Origin of the sequence: Paenibacillus sp. FSL L8-0333, from assembly GCF_037965665.1 — a bacterium.
GTDB lineage: Bacteria > Bacillota > Bacilli > Paenibacillales > Paenibacillaceae > Paenibacillus_AQ > Paenibacillus_AQ odorifer.
This window is the reverse complement of sequence record NZ_CP150186.1, coordinates 1107242-1123052: the sequence shown is the minus strand read 5'-3', so window position 1 is coordinate 1123052 and position 15811 is coordinate 1107242. Positions and strand designations below refer to the sequence as shown.

12 protein-coding genes and 1 riboswitch are annotated in these 15811 nt (G+C 44.3%); of the genes, 3 read left to right on the top strand and 9 right to left on the bottom strand.

All coding sequences use genetic code 11. The annotated features are described in order from the left end of the window. Window positions 1-276: 276 nt before the first annotated feature. From NYE72_RS04795 to NYE72_RS04785, 3 genes are all read right to left on the bottom strand, one after another. Window positions 277-1242: a WYL domain-containing protein gene (locus tag NYE72_RS04795; protein WP_036676573.1), complete on the bottom strand. Its 966-nt coding sequence runs from the start codon at window positions 1240-1242 to the stop codon at window positions 277-279. A 199-nt stretch (window positions 1243-1441) separates the two neighbouring features. Further along, on the bottom strand, window positions 1442-2128 hold the full coding sequence (locus NYE72_RS04790; RefSeq protein WP_036676574.1) for a hypothetical protein: 687 nt from the start codon (window positions 2126-2128) through the stop codon (window positions 1442-1444). A 190-nt stretch (window positions 2129-2318) separates the two neighbouring features. Then, on the bottom strand, window positions 2319-3005 hold the full coding sequence (locus tag NYE72_RS04785) for a M50 family metallopeptidase (RefSeq protein ID WP_036676576.1): 687 nt from the start codon (window positions 3003-3005) through the stop codon (window positions 2319-2321). A gap of 225 nt (window positions 3006-3230) precedes the next feature. On the opposite strand from NYE72_RS04785, the gene NYE72_RS04780 reads away from it, so the two are divergent. Further along, entirely contained in the window at window positions 3231-3698 is a 468-nt protein-coding gene (locus NYE72_RS04780) for a hypothetical protein (RefSeq protein WP_076104226.1), read from the top strand. A gap of 49 nt (window positions 3699-3747) precedes the next feature. Beyond that, window positions 3748-4452 (top strand): AIM24 family protein, encoded by a 705-nt coding sequence (locus NYE72_RS04775; RefSeq protein ID WP_076179877.1) that lies wholly within the window; start codon window positions 3748-3750, stop codon window positions 4450-4452. A 94-nt stretch (window positions 4453-4546) separates the two neighbouring features. Here the strand turns inward: NYE72_RS04775 and NYE72_RS04770 are convergent, their stop codons facing one another. Together NYE72_RS04770 and NYE72_RS04765 are read right to left on the bottom strand one after the other, a co-directional pair. Next, a complete protein-coding gene (locus NYE72_RS04770) occupies window positions 4547-5002 on the bottom strand; it encodes a Dps family protein (RefSeq protein WP_036676579.1) in 456 nt (151 codons plus the stop codon). Window positions 5003-5189: 187 nt separating this feature from the next. Continuing rightward, window positions 5190-6668: a potassium/proton antiporter gene (locus NYE72_RS04765; RefSeq protein ID WP_036676580.1), complete on the bottom strand. Its 1479-nt coding sequence runs from the start codon at window positions 6666-6668 to the stop codon at window positions 5190-5192. Window positions 6669-6862: 194 nt separating this feature from the next. Between NYE72_RS04765 and NYE72_RS04760 the strand changes: the two genes are divergently transcribed. Further along, window positions 6863-7927 carry a GNAT family N-acetyltransferase gene (locus tag NYE72_RS04760; RefSeq protein WP_339211418.1) on the top strand — a complete coding sequence of 355 codons (1065 nt, stop codon included), beginning with the start codon at window positions 6863-6865 and terminating at the stop codon, window positions 7925-7927. Window positions 7928-8014: 87 nt separating this feature from the next. Here the strand turns inward: NYE72_RS04760 and NYE72_RS04755 are convergent, their stop codons facing one another. The 4 genes from NYE72_RS04755 to NYE72_RS04740 all read right to left on the bottom strand — a co-directional run bounded on the left by NYE72_RS04755 (window position 8015) and on the right by NYE72_RS04740 (window position 15574). Next, window positions 8015-10720 carry a discoidin domain-containing protein gene (locus tag NYE72_RS04755; protein ID WP_339211416.1) on the bottom strand — a complete coding sequence of 902 codons (2706 nt, stop codon included), beginning with the start codon at window positions 10718-10720 and terminating at the stop codon, window positions 8015-8017. A gap of 51 nt (window positions 10721-10771) precedes the next feature. Continuing rightward, window positions 10772-12292, bottom strand: a complete 1521-nt coding sequence (locus tag NYE72_RS04750; protein WP_256717069.1) for a glycosyl hydrolase — start codon at window positions 12290-12292, stop codon at window positions 10772-10774. Between the two features lie 153 nt (window positions 12293-12445). Next, a complete protein-coding gene (locus NYE72_RS04745; protein ID WP_339211414.1) occupies window positions 12446-13972 on the bottom strand; it encodes a glycosyl hydrolase in 1527 nt (508 codons plus the stop codon). 12 nt (window positions 13973-13984) lie between these two features. Continuing rightward, window positions 13985-14064: riboswitch (cyclic di-GMP riboswitch) on the bottom strand. Window positions 14065-14200: 136 nt separating this feature from the next. Continuing rightward, window positions 14201-15574, bottom strand: coding sequence for a sugar phosphate nucleotidyltransferase (locus NYE72_RS04740; RefSeq protein ID WP_036676586.1), 1374 nt, complete (start codon window positions 15572-15574; stop codon window positions 14201-14203). Window positions 15575-15811: the final 237 nt, after the last annotated feature.

Here is a 15811-nt window from a genome sequence, read left to right as displayed (position 1 = left end):
GTACATTCAACATAATGGATAATCCACTCCCCCAAGAAGCTCACCCGGATTAATATATTCATTTTTAAGAATCAAATGGATCTAGAGAATAGCCCTCTTCTGTATAAAATTGAACAAAGGTCAAATTCGAGGATAAAAAAACCTCTAAATTGCAATTATGTTATTAAATGTATGTGGTATTATAAAAAGACTCACCAAACAAGAGAAATATTCTATAATTTTTGATTTGTAACAATATATGTAAACGAATATTTCATTTGAAGGTGAGAATCCATCTTATTTATATTGCGATATCCATTTCTCCAACTGCTGCCTGAGCACTTCACGATAATAAAACGGCTCTATAATTTCCGCATCCTCTTCAAATCGCTTAATCCAGCGGACAAATGCAATATCTTGTTCCAATGCGACTTTAAAATAACAACACCGAGCTTGACGGTCTACTTTATTCGGCTTATAGGGCAAATCCTCTTTCTTTAGCCCTTCCATGATTCGCTCCGAAAATTTCACTTTAAACTCTACCTGCAAACTATCGCGGTCAAGTGACCATTTTTGCTTCATAAAAGCTTGCAAATCAAATGATTCCTTTGAGAAGCAGCGGTTTAATGGCTTCACGTTTGAAAAATCGTTGATATGATATGTACGAATAACACCCTGATGATGGCAAAATCCAATGAGATGAAAACGATTTTCCAGTGGGACTAAACAATAAGGATCGATGGTTATTTCCTTCTCCTCCACCGCATTCTCGCAATAATTCGCTTGAATACTCCTCTGCTTTAATAAAGACTCCAAAATAGGTGTTAAAAAAGATTGATGCTCCATCTGTGCACCGCTTCTTTCCAACCAGCTTGTACCTGCTTCTCTTCTTGCACGTTCTATCGTTTCTTCCCGCTCTGCCTTTCGCTTGTATTCAGCTGCGACTACTTTTTCATAAGCGCCTTCAAAATCGATAGGCAGAACGGGTTTAATATCTTCCATAATATAGCGTAATTGCGAAAACGCAGCCGCCTCTTCTTCCGACCAATCCAAAGGATAAAGTGCAAAATTGCCAATAAAAGCATAGCCTTTTCCATGTCCAAGGTGGGTTATAGGAATATGCATGGCGCTAAGCGCGTCCATATCCCGGTATATCGTTCTCTCGCTGTTGCCGCAGCGTTCCGCCAATTCACGGGCTAATATCCCTGGCTTGGCTTGAACAAGTGTAATAATGCGCATCAGTCGGATTAATCGGTCTGTCATATTCAGTTCCCCTTGATTTATGGTTAAATAGACCCATTATTTTATGAAAAAAAGTAATAGTGTGATAGAACTTTTTTACTATGTTACCACATTTTATATTACAATTCTTCTGATTATTTTCCGCCGAACCCGCTGACAAAACAAATTTATGTATAGGTCTTTTTTCGTCAATATGCATCTTCTAGTTGTATGTCCTATATCAATTTCCAGTAGCAGTTTTACCCCGCTTCTGATACTCGAATCCAATCTGTTTATACAACATTTCGGCCTCTTTAAGTAGTAAAGGATCTCCAGAACGTACGGCTAGTAATAGTAATTTATCTGCGTGACGGCAGAGCATTTCATGAGCTTGACTATGTTGTCCTTCATTTTGCAACGTGGTTGCCTCCTCAATCGTTTCAGCTGTTTTTAACAATTCCAGATGTTTCTCTACATGAAAGCAGCAGGTTTCACTCAGAACCTGAGTATGATGAGTGTATTCTAGCTCAAGAACCTTTACTGGAAGCTCTTGAACACGCTCTACGGTTGGCTTTTTATATTTCCACTGTAAGGAAAGAGCTTCATATCTACCTGCAATAGTAGTAGAGATATTGAATTCCAGTGCAATAAACTTTCGTTGCCCCGTTTTTATTTTGCCAAGCTTAAGAAGTAGCGAACTGCCTTCACCGACTTCAAACTCACACCCATACGAGCGCTTAAAAGTTACATGGGGTTCAAGCCAAACCCGCAGTTCGATTTCACGTGCAACCACTTTATAACTGCTGGGTCGGCTGTGCTCTGAAGGCATATTCCCTTTCCATTCGACAAGCAAGATAACATTACGATTGCCGCCTGCAAAAATACGATTTTGACTCCATGTGAATACGGGATGAATACTTTCTATCATTATTTCCACCTCTTTCTTTTTTTGGGTCTTCTATTAATGTACCAATAATGGCGGACAACTCCATGTCATGGAATGTATGTTCGGTTCTATATTATCGACAAAAAAAGAGTCATTCTACATGCTTAGTAGACTGACTCTTGTAAAAACAACCCCTTTTGTCTTTTTATGACGAAAATTTTATGTTTTTTTCTCATCGACTCCCTAATTTAGTCTGCACTCGCTCTCGCTTGAAAAATAGTCCCAGTGCCCATTTGGCACACAACAGAGAAAATATAAAAAACAGTGTGGCCCAAAATATAGCCGGTACGGGAGTCATTCTTGCCAGATTGCTGGCATCTCCTGCACGGGACGGTGATACAGCAGCCGCGTATACCAGAAATAAACTTCCCATTACAGACTCCTCCAAGGTTAAAAAGGCCAATAACAAATAATAATATTTGCTGGCCTTCTTCCAAACCACCAGCATTAGAATATTTAACGCAATAAATCCGCCCAACCACATCATGCCAAAACTTCCTCGTACGTATAGCAGGAGCATAATCAACGCCACACCCGTAGCTAAGATAAGGCCCCAATCATGGCGTCCCTTACTATATAAATAGAAGAGCAGAAGTGCAAATAAGGAGGCTAGCAAATAACCCGAGAGGGAAACTAATATTGCCTTGCCCCCTTCTTGAATGGCTGAATAGGTTACACCGCTATGATCTGCGTATAATTCAATCCTCAGCACACTACCCGACAGTAGTAAGGTCATCAGAGCATGACCAAATTCATGAATCATCGTGTCTAAATTCCGAAACAAAGATGAAAATGGGATCAATCTAGTCAAAAAAGCAGATCCGATCAGAAGCAATATTGTTTTAAGCCATTTGTTCAATCGACAGCAGCCCCTTTCGTCCAAAGTATACGATAAATAGTACCTCTTCTCAATCGAGATAATCACGGACTGATCGTGTTTAATAATGAGTAAACGAAAACCTTAAGGAGGTAAAAATTACTTTCATTATAAGCATTGCCAGTCCCATGGCGTACGCTGTCAGAAGCTGTCAAGCTGTGTTAAAATAAAAGAACTACAAGCCTAAATTGGGTGGTGATTATATAGATGAAGCAACATAAATCCCGAGCATATCTACAGCTGTTATATTCGCTCCTGTTCTTGCTGACGCTTACTGTATGCCTGCCAGCTCCTGTAGCAAAAGCTAATATATTCAGTGATATCTATAATGGAGTTAAAAATTTCTCCGAGCTGCCAAACGAAGTGAATGAATTAAAGGAAGGTTTTCAGCAAACTGCTGAAGAGCTTCAGCAGGCAAAGGATAAGCTCGCGAATACCACGCAGGAGATGGAAGCTTACCGGATACAGAACGAAAGCCTACAAGAGCAGAATCGCCAACTGACGCAGATGGTTGATGAATTAAAAAATGACCGGACGGCACGCGAAGAATATTATCATAAAATCAAAGTGACTATTTTTACAGGGATTGGACTAATCCTAGGTTATTTTATACTGATCCGTTTTATTCGTTTCAGCATGCTTTACCGTTCTCGAAAAGGCGATCGTCTGCGTTAGTCTTACGTATTCATTGAAGATCACAGTCACAGCATGAGGGAGATGAACTATGAACATCGATATCCAAGATGAAAGCGACAGTGGAAGCGGACAAGCCGTAGCCTTCTCCCTTCAGGAGAAGGAAGAGGTTCATGTACTCCATCCACAACAAATTATCGCTTATCAAGGTCCTTCCTCAGGACGAGCGGACAGATTTATGGATGTAAAGGGCATATACCGCAAGCGAAAGTTGATTCGTTCCGATATGGCAGGTCCTTGCCATTTCGTTGCCGCCCTTCCGCCAGGCTATCGCATAAAAATCCTGCAGCTCGATGGTAAAAGCGATCTGCTGTACGACTTTAAGCATCTCTTCTTCTACAGTATAGGTATTTCGCTGGAGACCCGGGTGCTAAGCATGAAAAATGTGCTCGTTACACGGGATATTGTAAAGGTGAAATTTTCGGGCAATGGCATGATTGGCATACTGACGGAGGGTACGGTCTGTGAAGCTGTACTGCATCCGACCAACCCCCTTTATGTCGATGCAGGCAGCATTATTGCCTACCCTGAGAATGCCAAGCTGGAGCTCACCGTTTACGGCAACCATTTGGCTAGCCAGCATATGAGCTATCACTGGAAGATGACAGGTCACGGGCCTGTGCTGTTTCAGGCAGGACGTCAGAACCGCCGATTCGAAAGAGATAATAACGATGATGGAATTGTTAAACGATTTATACGCGAGGTAGTCCCCTTCGGGGGTGTGTTTATTAAATAGTTGTGTTCAGCAGTAAAACAACAAAACAAAGAGCGCCATGCGTATCCTATACGCAGGCGCTCTTTGTGGTTCTATCCTTTATAAGACTGTTGTCTTAGGCGATAAAAGCATTCAACATCCATGCATGTTTCTCAATGCTGCTTCTAATACCAATCAGCAGATCCGCAGTAGGTTGATCAGCCAGTTCTTCTGCAGTAGCAATCGCAGCTTGCAGTTCTTTAGAGACAGTCGTAAAGTCTCTAACCAGCTCCATTACCATACCCTTGGCATCTTCGCCACCACGAGCTTCCTGTAAATCGGAAAGCTCCAAATATTGTTTCATAGAGGAGGCAGGTTGTCCACCAATAGCAAGCAGGCGCTCAGCCAAATCATCTGCATAACCAGCAGCTTCATTGTAGAGTTCTTCAAACTTCTCATGCAGCGTGAAGAATTGGGATCCGCTAACATACCAGTGATAATGATGAAGCTTTACCCCAAGCAGGAACCAGTTCGCGGTCTGGCGGTTCAAAGCAGCGTGCAGTTCAGTTTGGCTCTTTAGTTGTGTACTCATTAATAAAACCTCCTATGGTTAATTTATTACATTGTATTTAGACTCGTTCTAAATCTATATACAATTTAACACATCCTTTTGCTTTTTGCAACCACTTTGAAGATTTACATGTTGCCGATTCTAGCATAACTTTTGTTATACCGCCTATTATCTCTGTCACACTCTGGATAACAGCCTCTTTCTAAACTTAAATCAAAGATATATTTTCCTCCGCCGTCTTCCCTTTCTGACTCCGGAAAAAAGCCCTCATCTCATCGCGTTTGCTCTTTGGACTTAAGACATATACAGTATCCCCTGGCTCAATGACGGTACTGCCATGGGGGGTGACAATGCTTTTATTCCGGATAATAGCAGTAAATAAGATATCATCTGGCAGTCCAATATCGGAGATTTTCTGCCCGGCAATGGGCATGTAAGGTTCAATTCCTATGTGGTTGAACTCGGAATCTGTCTTGCCAAGGGCGACCAGCTCCATCAGTGATGGCTGTGCTGAATCCTCTTGCCCCACCAGCTTCAACCGGGAAGCCAGCGGTGAAATGCTTGTTCCTTGAATCACTGCTGAGGTCAGCACGACGAAGAACACCACATTGAAGAACAGTCGTCCGTGGGGAAGATTGGCTAGCAGCGGATAGGTTGCCAGTACAATTGGAACGGCTCCGCGCAGGCCTGCCCAGGAAATCAGTGTTTTTTCACGAATAGAGAATTTGGAAAAGAGCAAGCTTATAAACACACCAATGGGCCTTGCCACAACCATCAGAATGACGGACAGCAATATACCTTGCCAAGCCACCTCTGCCAGCTCCTGTGGAAATACCAGTAGACCCAGCAATATAAACATAAATATTTGCATCATCCAAGCGAAGCCATGACTAAAATTCATAATTGTTCGATGATACATTAGCTCAGAATTGCCAAGGGTAAGACCCATTACATAGACAGCCAGCAAGCCGCTGCTATGAACGAGTGCAGATAACCCGTAGGTTAGGACAGCAAATCCAATCGCCAATACCGGGTAAAGCCCCGTGGAATCCAGGTTAATTCGATTGATAAGGTATACTGCGATTTTGCCAAGTACAATCCCTATCACCAAACCAACTGCCATCTCCCATATAAAGGACAGCACAAGTCCCCATATCGCCATATCCGGATGCTGAATCCATTCGATCAGCGATACTGTCAAAAACACCGCCATAGGATCGTTGCTGCCTGATTCCGCTTCGAGTGTCGAGGTCAGTCGTTTGTCAATATTCTTACCGCCTAATACCGAAAAGACCGCAGCCGCATCAGTCGAACCCACGATAGCTCCGAACAGAAAACTTTCCGCCCATGACACCTCAAGAATCAGCTTAGCGAACACCCCAACGATAGCTGTCGTTAACAATACGCCTACCGTAGATAAGGATAATGCCGGCCGAATAATAGGCTTGATATCCTTAATACTGGTCTGCATCCCACCTTCGAACAGGATAACAACCAGCGCAAAAATCCCGGCCATTTGTGTTAAGGAAGCATTGTTAAAAAAGATAAATTGACTCAGTACCATCCCCGCAGCAAGGAAAAGCACTAGCGCTGGCATTCCAAATTTAGTGGAGAATTTGGTGGAAAACACACCTACAAGTAAGAGAGCTGCCAGCAATAATATGATATTATCTGCAAGTTGGGTCACCGTTTATTCACTTCCCTTTCTCTTCTAGCTTAAAATATAAGCTTCCTTATTTATGTACGTTATTACCCTTATCCACATCCTTTTGAGACATTGAATAATATAAGCAGGATTGAAGATTTCATCCGCTGGGGCTTATACTTAAAATAATTCCTTCCTACCCTGCTCGTATTTACATATAAGGAGGCTGACTGTAAATGCAATTGAGATTAATTAAACCTGCGGAGCTGGATCAAGCCGCTCTTCTAGCCCATTCCATCTTTCGCAAAGCCGGCGACACTTCTATGAAAGAGCTGTTTCCGCTGATTTTTAGCCCTGGTTACACTCACTCTTATGCAGCCGTTGCCGAGGACGGTAACATCGCTGCTTTTATGGGATTAGTGCCCTCCACGATCCGCACTGGAGAAACTCTCCTGAACGTGTTCTCCATCGGTGCAGTTTGCACAGATCCTGCTTATCGCGGCCAGGGACTAGCCGGTCAGCTTCTACAGCTATGCCAGACCCATGCTGCGAATGCTGGCGCATCACTTATCTTTGTCTCGGGTGACCGCTCGCTGTATACCCGAGCGGGATGCGTACCGTTCGGCGGTACGCAATTTGCCGAGCTGAACGCAAGCTCGGCTCACGCACTTGCTGCCGCAGCAGGGGAAGAATGGACGCTGCGGCCAATGCAGCCGGGCGACTTCTTCGCCGTCAACCGGCTGCTGAATGAACGCGAAGCCGGACAGATGTACAGTCCGGGTGAGCTAGCGCTGCTGTTGGGTGCCGAGGCTTACGCGGGTGTGCTGGGCTTGTCCCAGCGCACACTCGTAGCCGTGCGGGACGGCAGCATCGAGGGGTTCGCCGCGATGGCTGTGCCCGCGGCGGATGTACCGGCGCCGAGCCCAGCGACGGCGGTGGATTGGGCCGGCCAGCCGCAAGCGGTAGCGGCGTTGCTGGCCAAGGCGGCTCTGTGCAGCGGCGTTGGCACGCTGCAAGTGCCTGTGCCGTGGCAGGAGCGCAGCCTGCTCGCGCTTCTGCGGGACGCCGGCGCCTCCTTAAGCGCCGGCGCGAACAGCGGGACGGTCTGCATCGCAGACCGGGAATCGCTTTTGCGGCAGACGGAAGTATGCCGCAAGCGTAGCCTCGACTTGTCGTCCGTGGACGACAAGGAGCTGATCTCGCTGCTGTTTGATCCAGCGAGCCCGCTTCGCACCTCAGATTCCTCAGGGGAATCTGAGGCAATTCCATTACCTTATATGTCTGGTCTCCATTTTATTTAAAGCACAAAAATAACCTCAGCGGGAGAATGATCCCGCTGAGGTTATTTAGTATGCTCTATTAACAGTTATATAAATTCAAAGGATTGCTTATTCTCTGGAGTACACCTGTAGCTCTTGAATAGACCAATAATTCCCGCCGGCTCCGGTCTGTACAATTTTTACATACCTCGTCTTCACTTTAGAAACGGATATCTTAGTAAGCTCTTTCGTACCTTTACCAGACGTGAGTTTTTTCCAGTTTTGAGCATCGTCAGAAATATAAACTACATAGTCTCTTGGATAATCAAATGGTGATAACGTGCTGTCCAAATCTATTCTCTCAATTTCATGTGCTTCACCCAGATCAATCTGAAAATACTCTCCAGAAACCTGATGTTTCCCCGTATCCCAGCGCGTGCGCCGATCCCCATCGATGGCCAGACTTGGAGCTGATGCCACCGTATTCACATTTGAGGTTACCTTCCACTTTGTCCGATCCAGAGGAACCAGGCCGGTGGCTGTAATCTGAATTTTGTCGGAAAGTAGATTTGAACCTGATACCCTTACCGCGTAGGTATATAACGTCCCTTCACGTAAATTATGATCCGTGTATTCTGTAAGCTTCACACCGGTGGCTACCACCTTCATTTCCCCCCCGCTACCTTCAGCACGAAGCAGCTCGTAGCTTGCTCCCGGTGCCTCCAACCAATTTAATTTTACAGCTAAACCTTTTGTTGCTGCGGCTTTGAATCCTTTAGGGGCCGACGGCTTTACTTCAGAGGAAGGCTGCAAAATATACTGCACAGCCTCTCCTGGAGCAAGTGTCTCCGTAAAAGTTAACGTGGGAGTAGCCTTTTTACCTGTTACATAGCTTCTTGCTTTTTCATACGTATCCCCGTTTCCAAAACGTTCCCCTTCATACACCCCGTTTTTCGGCATAGTCACATTTACACTCACAGTTTGTGGAGTAGACTCAAAGTTAACGAAATTAACCAGCACCTTATTTGAGGTCGCTCCGCTTCCCGCAAGAGGCTTCAATGTAGAAGTATCCACGGCCCGAACATATACCAGCTTGTCGGCTAACACATCTTTGTTGGCAACTTGATAAGTTAATGGAGCTCCATGCGTAGCATAGGCAAGACTGAGCCTTCTCATGATGCTGACACGTGAATCCTCATTTTCTTTTGTATAATAAATCTCTGTGGTCGCCGGATCATGCTCTTCTAAATTAAACCCGTATTTGAATAAACTGAAATCCTTAAAAAAAGCAGCATGCTGCACAAACATATCCGCATAACCAATATGTGCACGCATGATCCGGTCGAATACAGCCGCTGTCCGCTCCGTTGCCCCGTATTGATAGGCATCCACATGACTGTCCGAGGTACCAAATTCAGTGGTCAGCATTTTTTTGCCGAGTCCATTTTCTGCGCCAGTGAAGGTCTTCAAATTCTCAGTAAAGCTTCCTCCATTACTAAAAATATAAGAGTCCCCGTAGGAATGTCCATTGGTCAAATCCGTAACCTTCTCCAGCTCCATACGTTGCTCTGGATCACGTTCCCAGCCATCCGGATCTCCACATTCCTTCCCAGTTCCCTTCTGATTACCGCAGGAATCCTCACTGTAACTCGGCCAATACGCCCAGCCCGGAGCAACAGTTTGTAAATGGGGCGCGATTTGCTTGCCCTTTTTATTTAGCCAGTCCGCAATCGCCAAGTTAACTGCCTTAGAACGATTGAATAATCCTGGCTCATTATCTACCTCATAATATTGAAAATAGGGGCTATATTGCTCAAAATAATCCGTCAGCTTTTTCTCTGCATCAGCGGGCAACGATCCGTCTGCCTTAAGCTTAATATCACCAGTATGCAAATACAGAGCAACCGCCTGCATGTTGTAATCCTGCAACACCTTGTAATATTCCATCATATCCGAGCAGGACCGCCCAACATCGCTGGCACAGCTGGTTCGCATCACATTGCCGCTATAAGCCATACCTAGCCATTTGATAACATAAGGCAAGTGCGTAACTGCACCTTCATCGAAATAAAATTGCTTATTATTCACTACTGTTCCGGTCAATGTGTAGCTGCCATGGATAGGCTCAGAAATTGGAGCGTTAAGAGACTCTAAACGGAGATTATCCCAAGTCCACCAGGAATATTCGTCTTCTTTGTCACTGCAATATAAACAGCGAACCGTTTGCAGCTTCAATTCGTTCGTTCCTATCTTCAATTGCTCCTTGGGAATATATAATTCATAGGTCTTTTGAAAGCTATATTCACTTTCTGTGCCAGCAACGCCTGCAATTTGAATGATCCCCGACAATTGATGATTGGAGAACACACTCATTTGCGGCACGGATTTATACGCATCCAGAATACCTACGCTAAATAAGACCCCATTCTCCGGGATCTTATTTAGCTGATATGTGATCGTTAATTCCGGCTGGGTCTTTCCATTCAAGCCTGCAGGCAAGCTCTGCAGAGCCGATGATTTGAGCACCGAAGAAGTAACATTAAAGTCCTTCTTGCTGCCAGAAGTGCCACTCGCAGCGAATTCAGCTGCTGAGCCATCATGTTGTCCCAGATTCCAGATCACAGTACCATCCGGTATTTCTGCTGCAGCATCAGTTCCTGCAGATAGTCTCGGTATATTGGCACCTACCTTATAATCGTTTGTCCTATTCGTTCCGAAGACAGAGACAGACAACAGAAACAAGACGGTTAATGCGGCGAATTTTAGTAATAACAGTAATGGTTTGTTTGCAGATATCTTATTTTTTCTATTAGATATTCTCCTCGTTATTCCCATCCATAGGTCCTCTCTTTCTTCCGGAATGTCTTACCCTATCATTTCATTAGATTAAGGAAGGAACAATGCCCCTTGTGGAATTACCTGCTGCTTCTGGCTGGAACTCTCCCATAGCAAACGAAGATTGGCATCTCCTTCATTCTCATAATATTCAATTTGGATATCATAAAGCGTTCCAGCTCTGAGCGGGATACTTCCTTTATGAAGGGTTGCACTTTGATTTTTCCAATTGTCGATGATCAGCTTTCCGTCAATCCAGACACGGACTCCATCATCAGAGGATGCTGAAATTGTATATTTTTCACTGAATTTGGGTTTGAGCTTCCCTTTCCAGCGTACAGAAAAGTGATCTTCATTTATCCCTGAGGCAGGTGACGCACCATGCCAATTAAAATCAATCTTACGGTCATCGCGGATAAGTACCGCTTCTCCCTCTAAATCAGTATTGTTATAGTATTCTCCAGTTAAACCCGTTAGGGTTACCGGAGTTACGGGTGCTATCGAAGGACCTCCTGTTGTGAGAACATAGTCCTCTCTCGATACTATAAACGAGTCTTTCATAAAGCTTTTAATTGACTGTAGCGTATTATTTTCTGTCAGTAATTTTCCCCAGGTCATCATATAGACCCATTTATTTTGTTTCTCAGTTAATACATCCGGGTTCGGCAGCTGTCCGCTCTCACCGATTCCGATAGGTTTACCCTCGGCCAATGCGAGCAGATCCTCATAGTAGGACTGCTTATAATCGTTATTGTAGATATCCGCAGCCAGAACATCGAGTTTATCCCCACCGGGATAATATGCAGCATAAGGATCTGACCATTCATTCGGCGCATTCGGATTCCATACCCACAGTAGATTATTTAGCTTGTGTGTGTTTACAAAACGATCATAGACAATACTCCAAAGCTCTGAAAAATTGTCCTTTTTCCCCCACCAAAACCAACCGCCATTCATTTCATGGTAAGGTCGCCATAAGACTGGAACTCCGGCATCACGCAATTGTCCCAAATATCCAGCAACCTCGTCTAGATCTGAGATTAGCCTCTTATACTGAGCTGTCCCAGGTGTAACATAAGCATTAAATTTCTCTTGACTGAGACTTCTGTTTACATTGGACCATTCTGGAGATGTTCCCGGCAAACTCTGATGGAATGTCATGGCTACAATGCCACCCTCGTGATGCCATTCAATTGCACTGTCTATCACTGCTTGCCGCTGTTCTGCGATCGTCCCTTCGGATTGATTATTAATCGCCCCTAATTCATAACCATGTAGAACGGCATTTTGTCCCGAAGTATTCTTCAGCTTATGAACCAGTTCATCTGGGCTTTCTAGATAATCATGCTGGCCGGACAAAATCCCTTTGCCACGTAGATTCACCAAATTACTCAGCAGTTGCTTAGCCTCTTCAGAAGCCGATGGATTACTGGGTATAACCGGAGGTAAAGAGGAAGAAACACTCATAGCCTTCGGAAGACTCTTAACCTCTCCCCAAGGCAGCAAGGAAAAAATAATAAACACCGGTAACATAGTAAACAACAATCTGTTTTTCTTATAATATTTACGCAAATAAATCCTCCTTTCGGTAGCTGTACTGCCTCTACAGGTGCTAAATAAACATACCTGTTATCGGACAATCGTCTTCTGACCTAATGAGGACTATAGCTTAGTAGCTCTGCAATAACGCAGAGCCACTAAGGATCGACCTTTAATTTTCATCAATCAGGAGACATCCGGAAGAAAAAGTGCACTTGCTGGAACTGTCTCTTTAGCTTGACTAGCACTTTCCCACATCAAGCGGACTCTCGCATCGCCTTCATTCTCGTAATACTCCACCTTGATATCGTATAGCCGGCCAGCCTTCAGCGTTATAGTGCCCTTACGCTCAGTACCACTTTGCTTAGTCCAACTATCAATCACGGATTCCCCATTCACCCAGACACGGATGCCATCATCTGAGGTAGTGTAAAATGTATATTGCTCATCATATAATGGCTTAATTTTACCGCTCCAACGTATGGAGAAACGATCAATCCCGAGGGCGGCATCCGGCGATCCTTGCCGCCAATTGAAATCGATTATTGCATCAGTTCTGTTAAGAGTTGCCGCTCCCGACAACAACATGTTGTTGTAATACTCTCCTGCAAGCCCCTTCGCGAGAGGAATTGCTGCCTCCCCCTCTTCTTCGGAAGGTGTCGGTGCCAGACCAGTATTTAATTTATCTCTGGTCAGGGTGTAGTTGCTATTCATAAATGTTTTGATTGTGTCTGCACTGTTATTTTCGTAAAGCATTTTTCCCCAGCTCATCATATACGTCCATTTACTTTGCGATTGCTGAAGCTTCTCCAGATTAGGCATTTCACCATTCTCCCCGATCGCAATCGGTTTGCCTGCGGCTAGACTCAACAAGCTGTCATAGTATTTTTGCTGGTAATCATTTTCGTATATATCTGCTGCCAGAATATCTACTTTATCAGCACCTGGATAAGTTAGCGCATAAGGATCTGACCAAACATTGGGAGCATTCGGACTCCATACCCATAACAGATTATTTAATTTATGAACGTTAACAAAACGGTCATACATTATATTCCATAGTTTAGAAAAGTTATTTTTCTTCCCCCACCAGAACCAGTTCCCGTTCATTTCATGATAGGGTCTCCAAAGCACCGGAACATTGGCATCACGCAAGCTTTTTAAAGAGACTGCCACCTTATCAAGCTCAGCGATCAGATTATTATATTGCTTAGTACCCGGTGTAACGTAACTATCGAACTCACTCTGGCTAAGTGTTTTTTTCACATTATCCCAGTCATAAGAGGTGCCCGGCAGGTTAGCATGAAAAGTCATAGCTACGATCCCGCCCGCTTTATTCCAGTTGATGGCGCTGTTCACCACATTTTGACGTTGCCAAGCCATCGTTGCTTCGGACTGACCACTGATCGCACCCATTTCATAACCGTGAAGAGCCGCATATTGTCCGCTGGTTCCCTTCAGCATATTGTTAATTTCATCTGGACTTTCTAAATAGTCATGTTGACCAGCAATAATGCCTTTTCCTGAGATCGAGTAAAAATAGTTAAGCAGCTTTACGGCTTCAGGTGAGGCACCTGGGGTAACTGGCGTTCCAGAATTTGAAGCAGCTATGACAATAGACGGCGAAATTCCAACAGCAAGCGGAAGTGCAGTCAGAAACAGGACGAGTGACAGAAATGCACCAAACAATCGATACGTACGGTAAGCTTTCAAAATAATCTCCCTTTCGGTAGCCAGGCTGCCACTCTTTCGAAGGCCCTATAGCTTTGCGTCCCTACCTTTCGATAGGTTTGCCTTTTCAATTTAAGAGAAATAATCTCTCTTACCGTAAGTATCGACGACAATTAATGATATATTTAGTGTTTTTATGACTTTTTTTGATAATTGAGTCAATTTACCTGTTTCAAGAAATTTTGAATTGGTTAAATAGATAGGTTAGACCTATGAAATGAATTGTTGTAGTTCTATATCATTCCAGTCTAAAGTAATACGTATGTTATCTTCTTCTACTAATTCAGACCCCGTCTGTACCTCTATAAACTCAACATCCGTCAAAGCAAGGATCGCGTGTTTCGTTCCTTCCGGTATACGTACCACGTCCCCAGCCTTCACATTATGTTTTTTCTCATTCAGCACAATACTTGCTTCGCCGCTGACGATTGTCCAAATTTCACTACGCTTGCGATGTAATTGATAGCTGATATTATTCCCCTCGGATATAAAAATCCGTTTGGTCAGCACTTCATTGCCTTCATCATATTTCACATAATCAATAACTTTGTAATGGCCCCAGCGGCGTTCCTCGTACATCGGTCTTTGTTCAAAGGTCTTCAGCACTTCTTTAATCCGTGGGCTCTCAGCTTTATGGGTAACTAGAATTCCATCCGGGCTAGCCGCAATGATCAGATCCTTCGCACCAATTACCGTAATCGGAATGTCCAGCTCATTAATCAAGCAAGTCCCCTCAGAATCCGCCGTCACAAAACCTTTTCCTACATGCTTGCTGCTCATTTCCTCTGTCAGCGTATTCCACGTTCCAAGATCCTTCCAGAATCCATCATACGGCTGCACCACAATATGTTCTTCTTTCTCCACCACTTCATAATCAAAGCTGATGGAAGACAATAGCTTATACTGCTTCTGCAATTCTTCATATCCTAAAGGCAACCCTTTACGCTGCAAAATATCTAACAAGTACCCTAAACGGAAGGCAAACACTCCGCAATTCCACAATGCATTTTGCTCGATGAGCTGTTCTGCTTGTATGCGGTCTGGTTTCTCTTGAAAGTGACTCACCTTCATAAAACCATTCCCCCCCGCCTCTTCAGTGGTAGGAATAATATATCCGTATTTCTCTGAGGCATGTTCAGGAACAACACCCATTAGTGCCAGATTTGCTCCACTTTCCAGCATGGTCCCCTCAAGCATAGCTATGGTATCGAAAAAGGATGCTTCTACATAAGGGTCAACAGGCAATATTGCTACCGTCTCCGCTGGAGAAACACCTGCCACTGAATAAAGATAGGTAGCTGTTAAGGCGATAGCCGGAAAAGTATCCCGACGCTCCGGTTCAACGATAATCGGCACATGACTTCCCAGTTGGCTTTGTATCATTTCTACTTGGCCGCGGCCGGTGGCTAGATAAGATGATTCTGCCATCCCTGCTTCCTCCAGCTGTCTCCAGACACGTTGTACCATGGATTCTGGTTCACCTTGAGGGCTTTCAAGTACCTTTAGAAATTGCTTTGAACGTGAGTCGTTAGACAACGGCCATAACCGTTTACCTGAACCGCCTGATAGAAGTACCATTTTCATAGAATGAACCCTCCTTGAATTATGGAAATCGAGCATAATGGAATTGTTATCAAAACGTATAGCTTCCGCTTAGCCTTAGTTCGAGCGGATGCATTTTTTAAAAAATTTATTAGGTATGAACCACTCCAAGGGATTTTGGACTTCCGATCGCTGTTATCCTCAGATTTCCTGATTGGACCGCTTCTCGCGGTAGAAATCCGAGGATAAAGGCGAACACTCCGTTTCTACAGTTCCAAA

Bases quoted from the DNA above. Each gene is read 5' to 3' on its own strand.
- NYE72_RS04795 (WP_036676573.1), bottom strand. From the start codon at position 1,242: ATGACAGACCGATTAATCCGACTGATGCGCATTATTACACTTGTTCAA.
- NYE72_RS04790 (WP_036676574.1), bottom strand. From the start codon at position 2,128: ATGATAGAAAGTATTCATCCCGTATTCACATGGAGTCAAAATCGTATT.
- NYE72_RS04780 (WP_076104226.1), top strand. From the start codon at position 3,231: ATGAAGCAACATAAATCCCGAGCATATCTACAGCTGTTATATTCGCTC.
- NYE72_RS04775 (WP_076179877.1), top strand. From the start codon at position 3,748: ATGAACATCGATATCCAAGATGAAAGCGACAGTGGAAGCGGACAAGCC.
- NYE72_RS04770 (WP_036676579.1), bottom strand. From the start codon at position 5,002: ATGAGTACACAACTAAAGAGCCAAACTGAACTGCACGCTGCTTTGAAC.
- NYE72_RS04760 (WP_339211418.1), top strand. From the start codon at position 6,863: ATGCAATTGAGATTAATTAAACCTGCGGAGCTGGATCAAGCCGCTCTT.
- NYE72_RS04755 (WP_339211416.1), bottom strand. From the start codon at position 10,720: ATGGGAATAACGAGGAGAATATCTAATAGAAAAAATAAGATATCTGCA.
- NYE72_RS04740 (WP_036676586.1), bottom strand. From the start codon at position 15,574: ATGAAAATGGTACTTCTATCAGGCGGTTCAGGTAAACGGTTATGGCCG.